Origin of the sequence: Brevibacillus brevis (assembly GCF_031583145.1) — a bacterium.
GTDB lineage: Bacteria > Bacillota > Bacilli > Brevibacillales > Brevibacillaceae > Brevibacillus > Brevibacillus brevis_E.
In genome coordinates, this window is record NZ_CP134050.1 from 4,154,240 (window position 1) to 4,168,114 (window position 13,875).

The following is a 13,875-nucleotide window of genomic DNA, read 5'->3' on the forward strand; positions in this document are numbered from 1 at the left end:
CTCACCCCCCATGCTCTGGGAAGAAAATCTCTTGTTCCCAGGGAGAAAACTGCGTCACCACACGCACACTGTATTTCGGCTGCTTAATGATCACGTGGTGAGCTAATCCCATCCCCAAAAATTCCAGTTCCCCTTCGGTTAGTTTGAACAGCTCGGCACATCTCTGCAGATCGCCTTCGTGTTGAGCAAAGATAATTTTCGTGTCGCTATTCTGAATGACAGCTCTGCCGTGTTCATTCTCATAAAACTTTTGGAAGTTCTGGGTTGCCGCAATCGGCCCTCCCTTTCTCTTGCGGAACCGCCGGAAATAGGTTTCCAGTGCCTTGGCAGAATACAGGTTTTTGAAGAGTTCTTGGCACTCATCCGCATCGACGCGGAACAACGAGCCATCGTCCAGATCGCGCTTTTTCAAAAAGCGGTTCTCCAGATAAGAAAGAACCACAATGTTTGCAATCGGTAATAACTCCGAATTGTGAAGATCCCTCAAACCGAATCCCGCACAAGGGGCCTTTCCGAGTTCCACATTAGTTTGACAGTCAAAGATCCCAAGGGTTCCCTTATCGGTAAAGCGTTCAAGGGTAAGTACGGTTCCTTGTAATTCGTTGATTCCTTCCGCGAGCGAACAAAACTCATGATAAAAGTTCCCAAATTGCGGCGGTTTCTTTTTTTGCTTGGTGACGAATTGTCCATTCTGAGGATCAAAGTAAGCATCATGATACAAACTTCGTGGATCTTCCGTAATCCCACACTTTTCATACGCCCTGCGCCACGCTCGGTCCATATATGCTGCAATTACCTTATGATCAGCACTGTCCGTTAACCCCGCCATCGCTGCTGACAGGTTGACCATATCCTCGATTTTCCCCTGTAGATCCACAATCAAGCCACGCTCTTTGTGCTGTTCTACCTCGATGTCTGCCGGGTTAAACCGCAAATCGGAGTAACGGCTAATCGGCAGGTAGACACCTCCCAAGGTTTCAATGGTTTTTTTCAGGTCTCCTTCCTGGTCAATCACTGCATGGTAAACGCCGTAAGGAACTTCCCCAGCAATGATCTTTTGAAGCATGGCGGTCTTCCCTGTTCCCGAAACACCGATCAAAGAGATTCCAAAGTTATTCACGTGCTCCTTGTTAAACCCATCGAAAAGGACAGGAGAACCAACGTCATAATTTAGTCCCAATATTGGGCCATCCTCATGCGGCCAATCCGATACGGTAAAGGGATACAGGTTGGTCCCCGCTGCCAAATTCATCTCCTTCCACGCTTCTTTTCTCTTGATGGCCAGAGGACTGACCGCTTTGAACATCAGGTCATGCTCATAATCAGCCGGCTTGAGGCAATCCTTGGTCCCTCCAAACTTTGACATAAGGCGGTCTGCCTTTTTTTCTAGCTCTTCCTTGTTGTTGGCAGCCAGAATGATGAAGTTATCGAAGTAGATAATGCGATCTCGATTGTTATCAATATCAGACCGCAATTGCTGGAGCATGGCCAGCTCCTCTTGTTTGGAGAGTACGCCACGGCTGGACGCTTGCTTGGCGCGATCAATGAGTTTGGATTCAATTCCTTCAATGCGGTTCGTTAGCCAAGACAAAATCTTGTCTTTATCAACAGGGGCGATATATTGGATGAAGTCAATATCCCCTGGGAAACTCACAAGCGGGTGAAGATTTCCAAAGTCAATTTCAGACGGCCATCCGTCTACAAAAAACGATTGGATGTACCTCTCACCTACCTGAATGTACGTAGCTGGTGAGAGATCAGCAGAATTTGGAGCCAACACTTCAATAAAATCATGGATCGGACGATATTCATCATCCTTCTCCTTCTTGGCCGACCAGATCAACTTGATCTTTGTTTTCAGGTTAAGCAAACGCGGGCACCCCTCTTACAAACAAGCTGTGAAATCCTTTTTCGTAGAGATCATTACCCGAGATGTACTTGGACTGTTTCTTATTGCACCAGGCGTGAAGAATATCGTATACGTCCGGAGTTTCCAGACGTTTGTACCGTCGTACAAATCGTTGGATACGACCCAAAGACTCTTCAATGCGATCGTTGAGAAAGTCGTTGGCTTTTTCCGGTGATCGAGTTGGGTCATCTAACGGAAATACAAGAAAATTACGGCGAACCGGTAGGTTCCTCGATGCAAGTAACTCCCGATTGAAGTGTTCTTGCTCCATCAAAAACGCCTCCGTCATTGAACCGGAAGCGTTATAGGTACGGACAAAATTGATCCGATTTTCTCTTTGTCTTTTCATCACTTCTTCCAGGTCAACTTGGCGACTTTGGATATACAATGCAATCTCAATCTCCAATGTCCGTAAGAAATCCTGCCACCCCAAGTAGACATTCCGTAATTCTTTTTCCGAGCAATGCGTTAAGGGTATCGGGAAAATCTCCAAATACTTTCGATAACGGCCATCTGAAAGGATCACAAGTCCATCCTGAACATCTTCCAGTTCCAGATACTCCGGCCAACTAATGCTCTTTCTGGAGTCCAATGTATCCTCTCCTTTCCCTTCGAATCACTCTTTTCGGTCTCAACCGAAATAAGAACCGGCGCCACCACACGATCCACGGAGATTCCCCTTTGATTTTTCGAAACATGAGATATCCCCCTGCTATGGGAAACAAGGGGACAATCTCGTAAAATTCAATGGATATGGAGACAAGCAACCCGGTAAATGAAACAATACAAATGATCCATTGTGTGTTGGACAAGACGAAAAGCGGGATGTCATTCTTTATCCCTTTCGGTACTCGTGCACGCATGGTACTCACTCCGCCCTTACTACGTCTGCAGCATGTTGTAGATGACCTTGGCTAAGGTAACCAGGCTGGCAATCAACAGCAATCCGATGATGATGCCAAATCCCCATGATTTTGCGGTCTGTCTGGCGTTTTGCCCCAAGGCTATGAAGTTAAGAAAAAACGCCAACAATCCACCGGAAATGACCGACGCAGACAGTGATATCCCGATCACCCAGTTAAAAATTTTGTTAATCAACTGGCTAAAATCAGTTTCGGGATTTCCTTCGGCCAGTCCAAATGGATCAAAATGTGGTTTGCCGTCTACCTTTGCATAGGCTACTTGAGCCTGATGAATTGGGACAAACAGTGACGAGAACAAAATGGCAACGAGCATCAGAATCTTGACTGATCGGACAGTCCAGCTCATACGAATTCTCCCTTCGTTTTGTCTACAATAAAAAATGTCGAGGCTAGCTGCGCGGAAACATCCTTCCTCCTTTCACGCATAGATTGCAGCGCCCCTCACAAATAGAAAAAAGCCCGGTACCGTTTGGATACCAGGCATTCAAATGCAGCACTCCTAGATAGAGAGATATGACTGAATAGTAATCCAAGCTGTGTAGAAAATCGCCCCCCATTGGACTATCAGCCGCTCTGCGGTTGAACCAGTCTGAAAAAACGTTACACCGAAGCGTCTTGAGCTCAACGGCGAAAACAGCGCAATCTTTTCAGAAATGAAATCCAAGGCGAGATGAGAACCGTACCCAATCAGGGCCGGTTTCCACAAGTTAGGTTGATACAACCAAGCAAATGCGACAACGACTCCGATTCCCACAAAGCCATGTGTGGGGCTTTCCCGGTTTTTTACAAGCACCAGTAAAAGCAGAAGAACCCCAATGACCATGAATAACAGTTCGTACTTTTCCCATCCGTAATAAACCAGCATCCCTCCTACCACCAAGAAAACAAAGGGACGGAGCCAGGAAGGTATGAAGGGCATCAACATCCCACCCATTCGACTTCTTGGCTCCGTTATATCAGGAAGTAACGATGTAAAAATGACCGTGCCTAGTCCCATTACCCATAGCGGCAATTCATCCCATTGATGCGGTAGATTGTACGAGCAGTACGCAGCAACCGCAACAGTCATATGTGTGCGTCCTAGCATGGAAGGCTCTCCTTCAGGTTGAGTAACTGCTTATTGATTTCATCTAACTTTTCCCGTAGAATGGCCACTTGTTCGGGAGGGCATGTACGTAACTCTCGCTTTAATCTGGCTCGCTCAGAAAGCAATCGTTGAACATTACTGTTGATTTCAAACAAAATCCCCATCGAATAAGCCTCCTTTCACATTACGTGTACAAAACAAAAAGCCCTTGCAACAGGGCCTCCTACTTCAAAGCTAGTAACCGACCAAATACGGTATCGAACATGTCAATTTTAGATTCTGCCGCTTTTCTCGCTTCCTCAAGTGATCCAAATACTTTCCCGTCATCCAAGGACCGATACTTTTTTGGAGATTCAATCTCAAAAACGTAGGTTTGGGTATCACGGCGAAATGTAACCTTCCCTCGATACCCCTTTTTCTTGAACGTCCACTCAACAGGCTGTAAATACGGAAAGTCACGTAAGGTCACGGGAATTAATTTCAATAGCAATACCTCCAACCATCATACAAATATGGATGAATTTGAGATGTTTGAGCAATAAAAATATCGCTTTTCCAAGCGATTCGGAATGTGCGTATAATTCAAGCACTTTCATATTGTCAATACATAGTATAAATCATCATGGGAATGTTTTCAAGTACCAATTTACCAGAAACTCACCACGACAAATTGTTCCACCTCATTTCCCCCTCCTACACGAGTAACAGAATTGAATGACATCCCCTGTTCCTCTTCCTGCTGCTCTCGATCCAACCGCTCAAACCGAAAATGTTGAAGATTTGCAAGCATGCTTCTTACCTTTACACAATAGTTGAACAGACGTGCTTTTTTGGCCTGCCATTGGCCACTTGCCTGTTTCATGACAAGGGAATTTGTACCGAGTAACTTTACCGCTGTAATGCCACGGGCGAGTATTTCTTCAAGCAACACCTGGAGCGCATGATAGTACGCCTCGTTCCGATCAAGTCCTTCAACACGCTCTTGAAATTGCCACACCCTTTCTCCTTCTGGAGAAATTAACCACGCAATAGCATACAAATTCTTCTTGTTTCGGGTAATGTCAAAGCAACCTGTATACATCTTGTCTGCACCATCCTTTTTTCATCCTTGCCGATATCGAACTCTCGCCATCGTACCTTGGAGACTGATCTTTGGCCGATCTACCGCGTAATAGTCTTCCCCATTATGTTCAATCCTGGTTCGTACCCAATATCCACCGTCCTCTTCTTCGTTCACCAATATTTCGATGGTCTCTCCGCAGGTGAAGTAATGATCCTCATTGATGGCATATCTGCCGCTGCTGTTTTTGTACAAACGTCCCTGAGCGGTAACCTTCTTGTTCAAATAGCTAAGATCATACAAAGCTGCTTCCAAGTGTTCTGTTACTCTGTTCAGCAGATGATATTCCAATCGCTCATCAGCAGATAAAACGCTCGGCTCTATATTTTCGAGGATTTGATTCACCTTCTGAACAGTTACCGATAATGGGAGTTTCCCCAGCAATTCTTTCATGGTATTGATTTTGCCCATTTTCCTCATCCTCTCTTGTTTTTCAGTTTGAAGTTGCTCGGCAATATCCTTAAAAACATTCTTCGGTCTCAACACCTCATAATCGAAACCCTTACTCTGTAACGTTTTTTTGGTCAGTTCAATCCCTTTTCCGCCCGCCTCGTCATTATCTCGGACAACGTAAATCTTCACATCTTTCCCAACAACCCGTTCTATTAGGCACGCTTGTTCTATTGATAGATGTGAAGCTTGCATGGCCGCAGCTGGTACCCGAAGCTCTTGGCGCATTAAGATTGCATCAAATCCCCCCTCTACTAAATAGAGTGTCTTGCTGCGTTTTGCCTCTTTCAGCACTTCATAAAGGCCAAATAAAACAGCCCCTTTTTGAAAGAGGCTGTCGTCAGGCGTATTGCGGTATCGTTTTTTGGAAGTGGGTGCAATGGATCTGTACGTAAACCCAAGCACATCCCCTGTTACTGCGTCTCGGTTGGAGAATACGATACTGTTGGTCTTCTGATCCCATCCAATGCCATACGTTCGGATGGTATTAGCATCCAATCCCCTTTCTCTTAGATAGTTCTGGGCATCTTGGGAGAGACAAAGATCGGCAGCATACTTATGCGCCAGCTCCCGTCGTTGCATTTTGAGAAGTTTATTTGAAACAGTAGTCGTCTTCTGCTTACACGAAGATTGGTTGCGGGGTCTCTTGTATTTTCCCAAATCAATCCAAGCCCGATAAACCTCCCCTGGTATTGCTAAAAGCACTCGGGTTTCGCCTTTGAACAATAGCTGTCTTACGTCCTTAAGCACCTTCCGTACCGCATCTCCAAAGCGCATTCCGTACATGTGTCGAACCATTTCCGCAGCATCGCCAGAAATGGAGCAGGCATGGCAGTACCAGATGCCTTTTTCCCTGTTGGCATACATACTTGGTTCGGTATCCCCATGGAGCGGGCACAAGCAAGGATGTTCACCCGATCGGTTTTCTCTTTGAACCGTAATCCCAAGATGACGGAAATATACCGGGAGGTCAATCCATTCTCGTATCCATGTTGCAGCAGCTCGAGCTCGGTCCGTGGAAACTTTCGAGGGTAAAATCAATGCACTCGCGAGAGAAGCCGCAGTGATTTCACCCTCGTCACAATCAATTGGTTTTAGAGCCGTGGCCCCCGACTGCTGATTGACCAACGTTGCAGGATTCACACACGCGCGCGTAACCAACTGGGGTAATATATACTTTTTTATATATACTCCATTAGCGGCTGCCGGTTCTTGGAATGCAACATTACCTGCTTTATCCATGCAATTGCAGCTGGGGACAAATGCAACATCGCTTTCCATTCCCATTGCAACATTGGGAACGACCTGTTCCGTTCTGGCGTCTCCTCTGCCCCCCACCTCCTGAATCCTAATCTTTTCTTTAAGGACAGTCTTGGATGCAACATTACTGTCCCGTGCTTTTCTTGGGACTACTTTAACCTGGGTAGCATCCTGCCGCCACTCACCCACCTTTTCGATTTTGACCCCTTCACATGTCCGTTGTGTCTGGATCAGATTGGCAATTTCAAGTTTCCGTATATTCCTCCAAACGGTAGCTCTGTGAACTGCAAAAACATCTGCAACATCACTGATACGAACAAAGGAATGGTTGACCAAATACACATAAAGTTGGTATAATTTGTTTGTGTTCATATTGAGATTCAAAAGGGACTAGCGGCATCTAGTCCCTTTTTCTTTCCTCCTTTCTTATAGTTTTTGTTGTTTTTTTCATACCACCTTCATCAAAAAACAGCCTCGACGAGTGCCAGTTTTCTGAGCCGTCGCTTTGCCTTCTGGCTGGCTTTGATTTTCACGAACTCAACGCTACGGTCGGCTGGCCGGAATACCTTGATGATCTCGTCGGGGCGCCGGAGGTTGCTCCTCATAGAAAACTTCACTGGTGTCCGGGTCGACGAATTGGCGCACTACATTACCACCACCACCCAATTGAGTTTGTTTTGGAATGTAAAAAAAGTTTAGGTCCTCTAATATTTTTACTTATGACCCTTTAATTTTCTGTAAACCTTCAAAAGTGAAGTCGAATGGCATATTTGCAAAGTCCTTAGGAAGCAACATGTTTATTAACTGGTCAAAATACCTAACAAACAAGAGATCAAACTCTATTAAGATCTCTTTCCATTCGTCGATATTGATTTCTTCCCTTGCCAATAATTTGGGTTTAAAGCCATTAACACTGCCCATGAATTTTTTAGGGTTCTGTCCCATACCAACAAAGTGAAATGTTCCACGATGTTTTTGATAATTATACTTTTCACGTACAAGGTGAAATGTTCTATTACTCTTGAAAGCTTGGAGGTGATTCCTAAGCTTAAATTGCTTGAGTAGAGTAAGTTGCCACCACAATTCGTCAAAATAACATTCTTCCAACAATGAATTGTATTGCTCTTCATCTTCTATCACTTGATATTCATCTACGGCATAATAAAGCCAAGCAGCTTGCCAGGACAAATCAACACAATAATTGTAGCAAGCTAAAGCATTAAGAAAAAAATGTGCTTTAGCCCAAGTAACATGTAATTGATCATGTTTTTCTATCATCTGCCCATAATTGTCCAGCTCCAAGAAACATAATGATGAACGAGCAAAACAAAATGTGTGATAAACGTCAGATATTTTAAAGGCAGCAACAACTTGACCCGGACTATAGTTTCCGTAATGCCCTTCATGTGGTTGATAATCTAGCCAATGATGCATATCTGCAATTTCATACAACTTTTCAGCTTCCACTTTCATCCCCCCGCTAATTAAATTCGCTAGTGGGGATTTTTGATCCTTTCCTGGAACTGGGTTTGATGTTATCCGCCTTATCAACGGAATACCGATGATTTAACTAAAAGATCTTCTCCACAAAAAAGAAAAAGCACCGCGTGGGTGCTTGTCACTTACTTAATTTTTCCGCCATAACTTTTGTAATCGCCACAATTTTGGCAGAAGCTAGTCTCTGTTTTTCTAACCCTCCTTCAAACATTGTTGTATCCGCCTTTACGTTGTCAATATCAAGTGAATTGATAAGACTCTGGATAGCCTGTATATACTCTGAGAAAATGTTTACCAATTGTGCGTGCTCATTTTCTACAATGCCAGGAGCTGTTATGCTATTTAACTCCGCTTTTTGACTTTTGAATTCCTTCAGTAATTGTTGGTAGCCTTCTTTCATTGCCCTTATGTCATCTATTGTTTCTGGCTTGCAACTACTAATCTCGCCATATTTATTAGCGGTTTCTCTTATGGCTCCACCAATTTTTGCAACAGCTTGAGCGTAAGCAAAATAAATTGGATTCATGAAAATCCCTCCCACCTCGACAATTCGCCACTAGCGACCATATTCCTACAACTTTCGTCCGACATTTTCTGACATTTGGAAGGTGTGTAATGCTATCGATAGAATAATATAGTTAATCAACATGGAAAGGATGGTATTTTTTGTGAGTTATTTTCCTGTTCTTAGACATTCAAATGCAGAAATCGGCGCCTACTCTAATCTAAAAGAAGAAACAAAAAAAGCAATTATACCAATAATTGAATCAAGACGTATCGCCACCAGTAATCGTTCAAAATGGTGGGAAACATTCAAAACAATTGGAACGTATTTCAAAAAAACTTTTGAAGATAGGGAATTCATTTACGACTTCCGTCAAGCTTTCGATTTTATTGGCAGTCCTAACAACCAACTCTTGTCCGATAAAGGTGTTGATTTGGTCAGCTATTGCTCGCAAAAATTTAAAGAGCAAGGATTAAATTACATCCCTGCTTTCCATTTTGATTCTGCAGATTGGTATGTCGAAGCTATTGCAAAGAGTAATCCTGACAAAATCGCCGTTCGTATAAGGTGTTGGTAGTCTGATGAAGTGCTGGACAGCATAATATTTGATCGTGTAGACACCATTATTAAAAAGTACTTTGATAACGCTGTTAAAAAATTTATCATTATAGACTTTTTCGATAAGATCAGTAATGCGACTAGAATCGAAAGTGCCGTAGAGGTATTTACTAAACTTCAAAATGCTACTCCAATTATTTGCTTGTCCTCTTGCCCTGCCAATGCCGATAAAGCAAAGCCTATGACTTTCAATAAAATTGCACCCCGTAGTGACTTTGCAACCTACTTGAAGCTAAAACAAAAACACCGTTCATTGCTGTACTCGGACTACACAGTTAGACTCACTCCAGAGCCAGATGAAGGAAAAAAAATTAAGCAAGAAAATACTTACTTAAAAGTCTTTTACACTACATCCGACTCTTATATGGTTGGTAAATCTACATTAATCAAAGATAATGGCATAGAGACATTTGTGAAAGTATGCAATGAAATTATTCTGAGCAAGGCATATAATGGAAAAAACTTCTCCGATGGCGACAAAGCTATACACGACGGGGCACATAGGAAAATTGTAATAAAAAGTCACAACAAATTAATTGAATACGGCATTAGCCACCATATTGAATTTACTATTAATTACTTCCGCCAGAATTCTCTAGTTTTGAGAGAGGTATAAACAAAATTCTTTATCACATCGATATCTTTCTCACCTGCAAAAATATCCAAAAGTTGAGATTTGGTAAGCCTTTTTAGCTTTTTTGAATAACCCAGAACATCAACTAGCTTCTCTAATTCATCTTTCCAAAGTAATTTTAATAGCAACTCTTTATCTTGGGACGTTTGCTTACGTCCTTTTCTTTTGCTTATTAATTTGACTTCTCCTGCTCTCTTCTTAACAGTTGTAATCCCCCACCAGTTGGGCACAGTGACTTTAACTTCATCATAATACTTCTCGTCAACCACAATAGTAACTCGTTCAAATAACCGATTATAATATTCCATTTGCTTTGGAAGTCTTTTTAGATTGTCGCTTTCGCTCTTAATCTCATAACCGTGTAGTATACCGTTAACAACCGCGACATCTACTCTTGAAGCACCAAAATCAATTCCCAATTCATTAATGATCCTGGTATCTGGCTCATCTCGATGTTCAGATGAAAGGAACTCAAGTAGTACCTCCCTAACATCTTGGTCACGTAGCTTTTCCATACTTACATCCCGTTCCTTAGTTTCTTGGCCTTAGTATACTTTGACGTTTGAATGCATATTCCTGCCATAGATAAAAATCTCGCCCCGTTTCCGAGGCGGTAAGGAGGGGTTCGTGAAAGAAAATGTCCTTTCACTTACTATTGGCATTCGCACGACAAAAAACAGGCTCAACTGATTAAGAAGAGGCTGTTCATCACACGATCCGATATTTTTGCTGAGCGCGCTTGATGTGAGTGTCTACGCTGCTCTTTGTTATGCCGAGCATATCCGCAATCTGTGAATGAGTGAAGCATTCTCCATGCGCCAGCACGTAGCATTCCCGTTCCCTCCCCAGGGTACAATCGTAATGTTGTGTTAACTGCGTGCTTTAATTTTTTCTGCGAGGTCTATTACGTTGCTGACCTTGTCTAGCTTGTAAGGTTCGATTTCTGCCAAAAGTTTTCGTGCAAGCACTCATACTGACTGAAAACGTCGAAGTAAACTTTGTGGCCTCTATACCAAACCGGCATATGTTTATCACCGACTTGGTTGAAAAAAGATCCACTCTCAATGTCCAACCCCTTGATCGTTCCTTTTGCCCCCTTGGGAATAATGATGTTTTCAAAAAATGGCTCAAGCTTGATCAGCACGTCTTCGTTCAAAGTTACGGTATCCCCGTATTTCAATCCGCGATTATCGTATTCGTAACCTTCTGGAACAATTTCGCCTACCGCATATCTCCTTTCGGTTGCCGATCCGGCCATGTTCATACCCCCATTTAACAAATCGTGTGTTGTGATTAATACCAATAAGCTTATGATTTGGGTAATACTGGCATTTGAAATATTTGTGAAAAGGTGACATATAGTGAAAAGAGTCATATTAGATATTGTCATTTCCATTGTAATTTTAACAACCATGCTCAAATTAGATTTGATTGGTAACGGTGGTATAAATAGCGAAAGCTGGGTCATGCTTGTCTTAGTGATCATCGTATCTATATATTTTGTTATGAGGCTAATTACACAAAAGCGAAAATGATGAATTATCAGATGTGTTCAATAACTCTCTCCTTGTCTCGGTTACCGTTGTGTATCCAGGAGCAGCCATGGAAGACTGCTCCCAATGCCTGTCTACTCCGTCCACCACGCAACGCAAGGAAATTGCTTAACATCCTGCACCCATTCACGTACAGTCGTCGTGATATAGCCAATGCCGCTAGGTGACTCCACTTTGTTCGGCTTGTCCATCGGATAGTCGTCGACTGCGTAATCAGCAAAGTCCTCTTCGCTGACCCCGGTGTGCCGCTTGTACCAGTCAACGACAGATTCCCGATCATATCCGACCACTACCTCATAGCGATCAGGTCCGATGGCGAAAGCTTTTAACCCCTTGGTCTTTTCAGCCAGAATGGAATCAAGCCACTGATTGATGTCTTTACGCAACTCGTCATTTGTAGTTTGTTCCGCGTAAGCACGCAGTGCAGCAAATGCTGCTCTGTCCTTATCTGGCCGGAGTACAAAGCAATCGTTTACCAGCTCGCCGGTGTCCACCTTGCGGACATCGTACTTCACATACAAACCTTTGTTTTCCATCGTTCTTTCCTCCCTTTTCTGAGTAACTATCGTGTTAATTTACCGCTTTTTCGTCGTGATACCGTATTTCCTTACCGGTTGCCTTAGCATATTCGATCTCGTTCTTTGTGCTAGAACCAATGTATCCACCGAAATTGATCACATAAATCTCATCTGCCATGTCAATTTTTCTTAAGTGGATATTGTCCAGCATCTGCTTTTCTTGCTCTGACAATTGGATGCCTTCGCTATGGCCAAACACGCCAACCGATATCACGAGGTTCCCTTGCAATGTAAGGTTTTTATTGACCTCTTCAAACTCTCTTTTGAATCGTGTCGATCCGCATAGGGTGATGACCCTTGGTTTTTCCCTTCTGCATCTGCAAGGGTATTTATAGTGGATCGGCTCGTCGCAAACTGAACATACGCCAATACGTTGATTTTCCATTCGTTTCCCTCCCTGATTATCAAATTGAGCATTGTGTTAAATGCCTCAAGCAATGATGATTTCGTGCCGGAACAATCCACCCTCAGCCGGTTCCATTGCTGGTGGGAACCGGTCCGGTGGGAGCTGCAGCAGGAGTCTGCCGCTCTTGCTCATCCCCACCTTCCGGAATCCCGCTGCGTGAAAGCAACCGCCTCGCAAATGCTCTCCGACGTAGGTGATGATCCCTTCTGCCGGCGGTTCTCCCCAAAGGTGCCGTGTAATCCCCAGCGCCAACACGATCAGGTGACTTGAGAGGTAATTCCCCTCGTTACGGAACAAGGTACATTCCCAAGCGTCCCAGCCATCATCCCGGATACCGTTCCATGTCACCCACAGCGCTTTTTCATCCTCTGTAAGCAGGACCAAGTTCTTTCTCGGCCTACAAAACTGATTACTTCCGGGTTTCTGGCGGGTGTAGTGCCTGTCTGCCAACTGCAGCGCTCTGTGATCACCCTTATTAATCAAGGTCCAAGACATGTCCTACACCCCCCACCTACCCCAGCTGTACCCCGGCAGCGAAAAGATTGTTTGTTGCCCAACCTGCTGCGCAGCCAGCGGATTGATCCAGAGGACTTCCTTACGCCTTTTCCCGCCTTCAGCTTGCACGAATTTGGTTTCCCTATACCAGTGCGCCAGGCGTTCGTCATACAAGAGATGCTCGTAACCAGAAAGCAAAACCGGACCAGGATGGGCATCGAGAGCATCAAGCAGCTCCAGGTGGTCGGCATCCGTCATTTCATGTTTGTACATCCGGTTGTTCCGTGTCGCCAGGACATAAGGAGGATCGGCGTAAATCAAGACCTCAGACCGCCGGTGCCGTTCAATAAGTTGCAGCGCTGGTTGCTGCTCGATCTGCACGTACCGCAGGCGTTCCGTCACAGCAAGAATCTTCTCCGGCAATTCCGCCCAAGATTTCGTTACAGATGGTCCGTTCGTGTCGATGATGTGCCGCCAACCGGTTCTATCGCTTGTCTTACCCCCGCGTGCCATCCAGCAGCGAATCAGGAACCGTCGGGCGTCCTCTAGCTCGTCGCCAGTCGGCTCGTAGCTGTCGTAATACTCCTGCCGGGAGTATGGCGTCCATCTTATCTTTTCCGCCAATTCCTCCGGCCGGTCCCGGATTACCCGGAAGAGGTTGACCACTTGGCCGTCCAGGTCGTTCACCGTTTCGATCTTGGAGGGCGGCTTGTTGAAAAGGACAGCGCCGCTTCCGAAAAACGGCTCCAGGTAAGTCTCATGCTCCGGCATATGCTCGATGATCCAGTCAGCCATGCTCCATTTGCTTCCGGGATAGTGTAGTATCCGTGAGACCTTCAC

16 protein-coding genes and 1 pseudogene are annotated in these 13,875 nt (G+C 44.4%); 1 reads left to right on the forward strand and 16 read right to left on the reverse strand.

The window, feature by feature from the left end; translation table 11 throughout:
* Position 1 precedes the first annotated feature (1 nt).
* The 9 genes from RGB73_RS20630 to RGB73_RS20670 form a co-directional block, all read right to left on the reverse strand.
* Positions 2–1,870, reverse strand: coding sequence for a VirB4 family type IV secretion system protein (locus RGB73_RS20630; protein ID WP_310764596.1), 1,869 nt, complete (start codon positions 1,868–1,870; stop codon positions 2–4).
* Positions 1,863–2,501, reverse strand: a complete 639-nt coding sequence (locus RGB73_RS20635) for a hypothetical protein (RefSeq protein WP_238501348.1) — start codon at positions 2,499–2,501, stop codon at positions 1,863–1,865. The genes RGB73_RS20630 and RGB73_RS20635 overlap by 8 nt, the downstream gene beginning before the upstream one ends.
* Positions 2,502–2,791: 290 nt before the next feature.
* Positions 2,792–3,178: a hypothetical protein gene (locus RGB73_RS20640; RefSeq protein WP_238501346.1), complete on the reverse strand. Its 387-nt coding sequence runs from the start codon at positions 3,176–3,178 to the stop codon at positions 2,792–2,794.
* Between the two features lie 153 nt (positions 3,179–3,331).
* Positions 3,332–3,919, reverse strand: a complete 588-nt coding sequence (locus tag RGB73_RS20645; protein WP_238501344.1) for a metal-dependent hydrolase — start codon at positions 3,917–3,919, stop codon at positions 3,332–3,334.
* 223 nt (positions 3,920–4,142) lie between these two features.
* Positions 4,143–4,403 carry a hypothetical protein gene (locus RGB73_RS20650; RefSeq protein WP_238501341.1) on the reverse strand — a complete coding sequence of 87 codons (261 nt, stop codon included), beginning with the start codon at positions 4,401–4,403 and terminating at the stop codon, positions 4,143–4,145.
* 162 nt (positions 4,404–4,565) lie between these two features.
* Entirely contained in the window at positions 4,566–5,000 is a 435-nt protein-coding gene (locus RGB73_RS20655; RefSeq protein ID WP_238501340.1) for a reverse transcriptase-like protein, read from the reverse strand.
* 21 nt (positions 5,001–5,021) lie between these two features.
* Positions 5,022–7,121, reverse strand: a complete 2,100-nt coding sequence (locus RGB73_RS20660; protein WP_310764604.1) for a DUF5348 domain-containing protein — start codon at positions 7,119–7,121, stop codon at positions 5,022–5,024.
* A gap of 345 nt (positions 7,122–7,466) precedes the next feature.
* Positions 7,467–8,216, reverse strand: a complete 750-nt coding sequence (locus RGB73_RS20665) for a hypothetical protein (RefSeq protein WP_310764607.1) — start codon at positions 8,214–8,216, stop codon at positions 7,467–7,469.
* 151 nt (positions 8,217–8,367) lie between these two features.
* Entirely contained in the window at positions 8,368–8,772 is a 405-nt protein-coding gene (locus RGB73_RS20670; protein WP_310764609.1) for a hypothetical protein, read from the reverse strand.
* A 142-nt stretch (positions 8,773–8,914) separates the two neighbouring features.
* Here RGB73_RS20670 and RGB73_RS20675 point away from each other — a divergent pair.
* A pseudogene (locus RGB73_RS20675) lies at positions 8,915–9,985 on the forward strand (beta family protein).
* Here RGB73_RS20675 and RGB73_RS20680 read toward each other — a convergent pair.
* The 7 genes from RGB73_RS20680 to RGB73_RS20710 form a co-directional block, all read right to left on the reverse strand.
* Complete coding sequence (locus RGB73_RS20680) at positions 9,946–10,518, reverse strand: sce7726 family protein (protein WP_238501333.1); 573 nt, start codon at positions 10,516–10,518, stop codon at positions 9,946–9,948. The pseudogene RGB73_RS20675 and the gene RGB73_RS20680 sit on opposite strands and share 40 nt — an antisense overlap.
* Before the next feature lie 193 nt (positions 10,519–10,711).
* On the reverse strand, positions 10,712–10,828 hold the full coding sequence (locus tag RGB73_RS20685) for a sigma factor-like helix-turn-helix DNA-binding protein (protein ID WP_310764613.1): 117 nt from the start codon (positions 10,826–10,828) through the stop codon (positions 10,712–10,714).
* A 97-nt stretch (positions 10,829–10,925) separates the two neighbouring features.
* Positions 10,926–11,261 carry a hypothetical protein gene (locus tag RGB73_RS20690; protein WP_310764615.1) on the reverse strand — a complete coding sequence of 112 codons (336 nt, stop codon included), beginning with the start codon at positions 11,259–11,261 and terminating at the stop codon, positions 10,926–10,928.
* A 369-nt stretch (positions 11,262–11,630) separates the two neighbouring features.
* Complete coding sequence (locus RGB73_RS20695) at positions 11,631–12,092, reverse strand: hypothetical protein (RefSeq protein ID WP_310764617.1); 462 nt, start codon at positions 12,090–12,092, stop codon at positions 11,631–11,633.
* Positions 12,093–12,126: 34 nt separating this feature from the next.
* The gene (locus tag RGB73_RS20700) at positions 12,127–12,519 is read right to left on the reverse strand and encodes a DUF4406 domain-containing protein (RefSeq protein ID WP_310764618.1); all 393 of its coding nucleotides are present in this window, start codon (positions 12,517–12,519) and stop codon (positions 12,127–12,129) included.
* Positions 12,520–12,564: 45 nt separating this feature from the next.
* Positions 12,565–13,035, reverse strand: a complete 471-nt coding sequence (locus RGB73_RS20705; RefSeq protein WP_238501325.1) for a hypothetical protein — start codon at positions 13,033–13,035, stop codon at positions 12,565–12,567.
* Between the two features lie 3 nt (positions 13,036–13,038).
* Positions 13,039–13,875, reverse strand: coding sequence for a DNA adenine methylase (locus RGB73_RS20710; protein WP_238501323.1), 837 nt, complete (start codon positions 13,873–13,875; stop codon positions 13,039–13,041).

Bases quoted from the DNA above. Each gene is read 5' to 3' on its own strand.
- RGB73_RS20640 (WP_238501346.1), bottom strand. From the start codon at position 3,178: ATGAGCTGGACTGTCCGATCAGTCAAGATTCTGATGCTCGTTGCCATT.
- RGB73_RS20705 (WP_238501325.1), bottom strand. From the start codon at position 13,035: ATGTCTTGGACCTTGATTAATAAGGGTGATCACAGAGCGCTGCAGTTG.
- RGB73_RS20660 (WP_310764604.1), bottom strand. From the start codon at position 7,121: ATGAACACAAACAAATTATACCAACTTTATGTGTATTTGGTCAACCAT.
- RGB73_RS20690 (WP_310764615.1), bottom strand. From the start codon at position 11,261: ATGGCCGGATCGGCAACCGAAAGGAGATATGCGGTAGGCGAAATTGTT.
- RGB73_RS20695 (WP_310764617.1), bottom strand. From the start codon at position 12,092: ATGGAAAACAAAGGTTTGTATGTGAAGTACGATGTCCGCAAGGTGGAC.
- RGB73_RS20655 (WP_238501340.1), bottom strand. From the start codon at position 5,000: ATGTATACAGGTTGCTTTGACATTACCCGAAACAAGAAGAATTTGTAT.
- RGB73_RS20700 (WP_310764618.1), bottom strand. From the start codon at position 12,519: ATGGAAAATCAACGTATTGGCGTATGTTCAGTTTGCGACGAGCCGATC.
- RGB73_RS20680 (WP_238501333.1), bottom strand. From the start codon at position 10,518: ATGGAAAAGCTACGTGACCAAGATGTTAGGGAGGTACTACTTGAGTTC.
- RGB73_RS20670 (WP_310764609.1), bottom strand. From the start codon at position 8,772: ATGAATCCAATTTATTTTGCTTACGCTCAAGCTGTTGCAAAAATTGGT.
- RGB73_RS20645 (WP_238501344.1), bottom strand. From the start codon at position 3,919: ATGCTAGGACGCACACATATGACTGTTGCGGTTGCTGCGTACTGCTCG.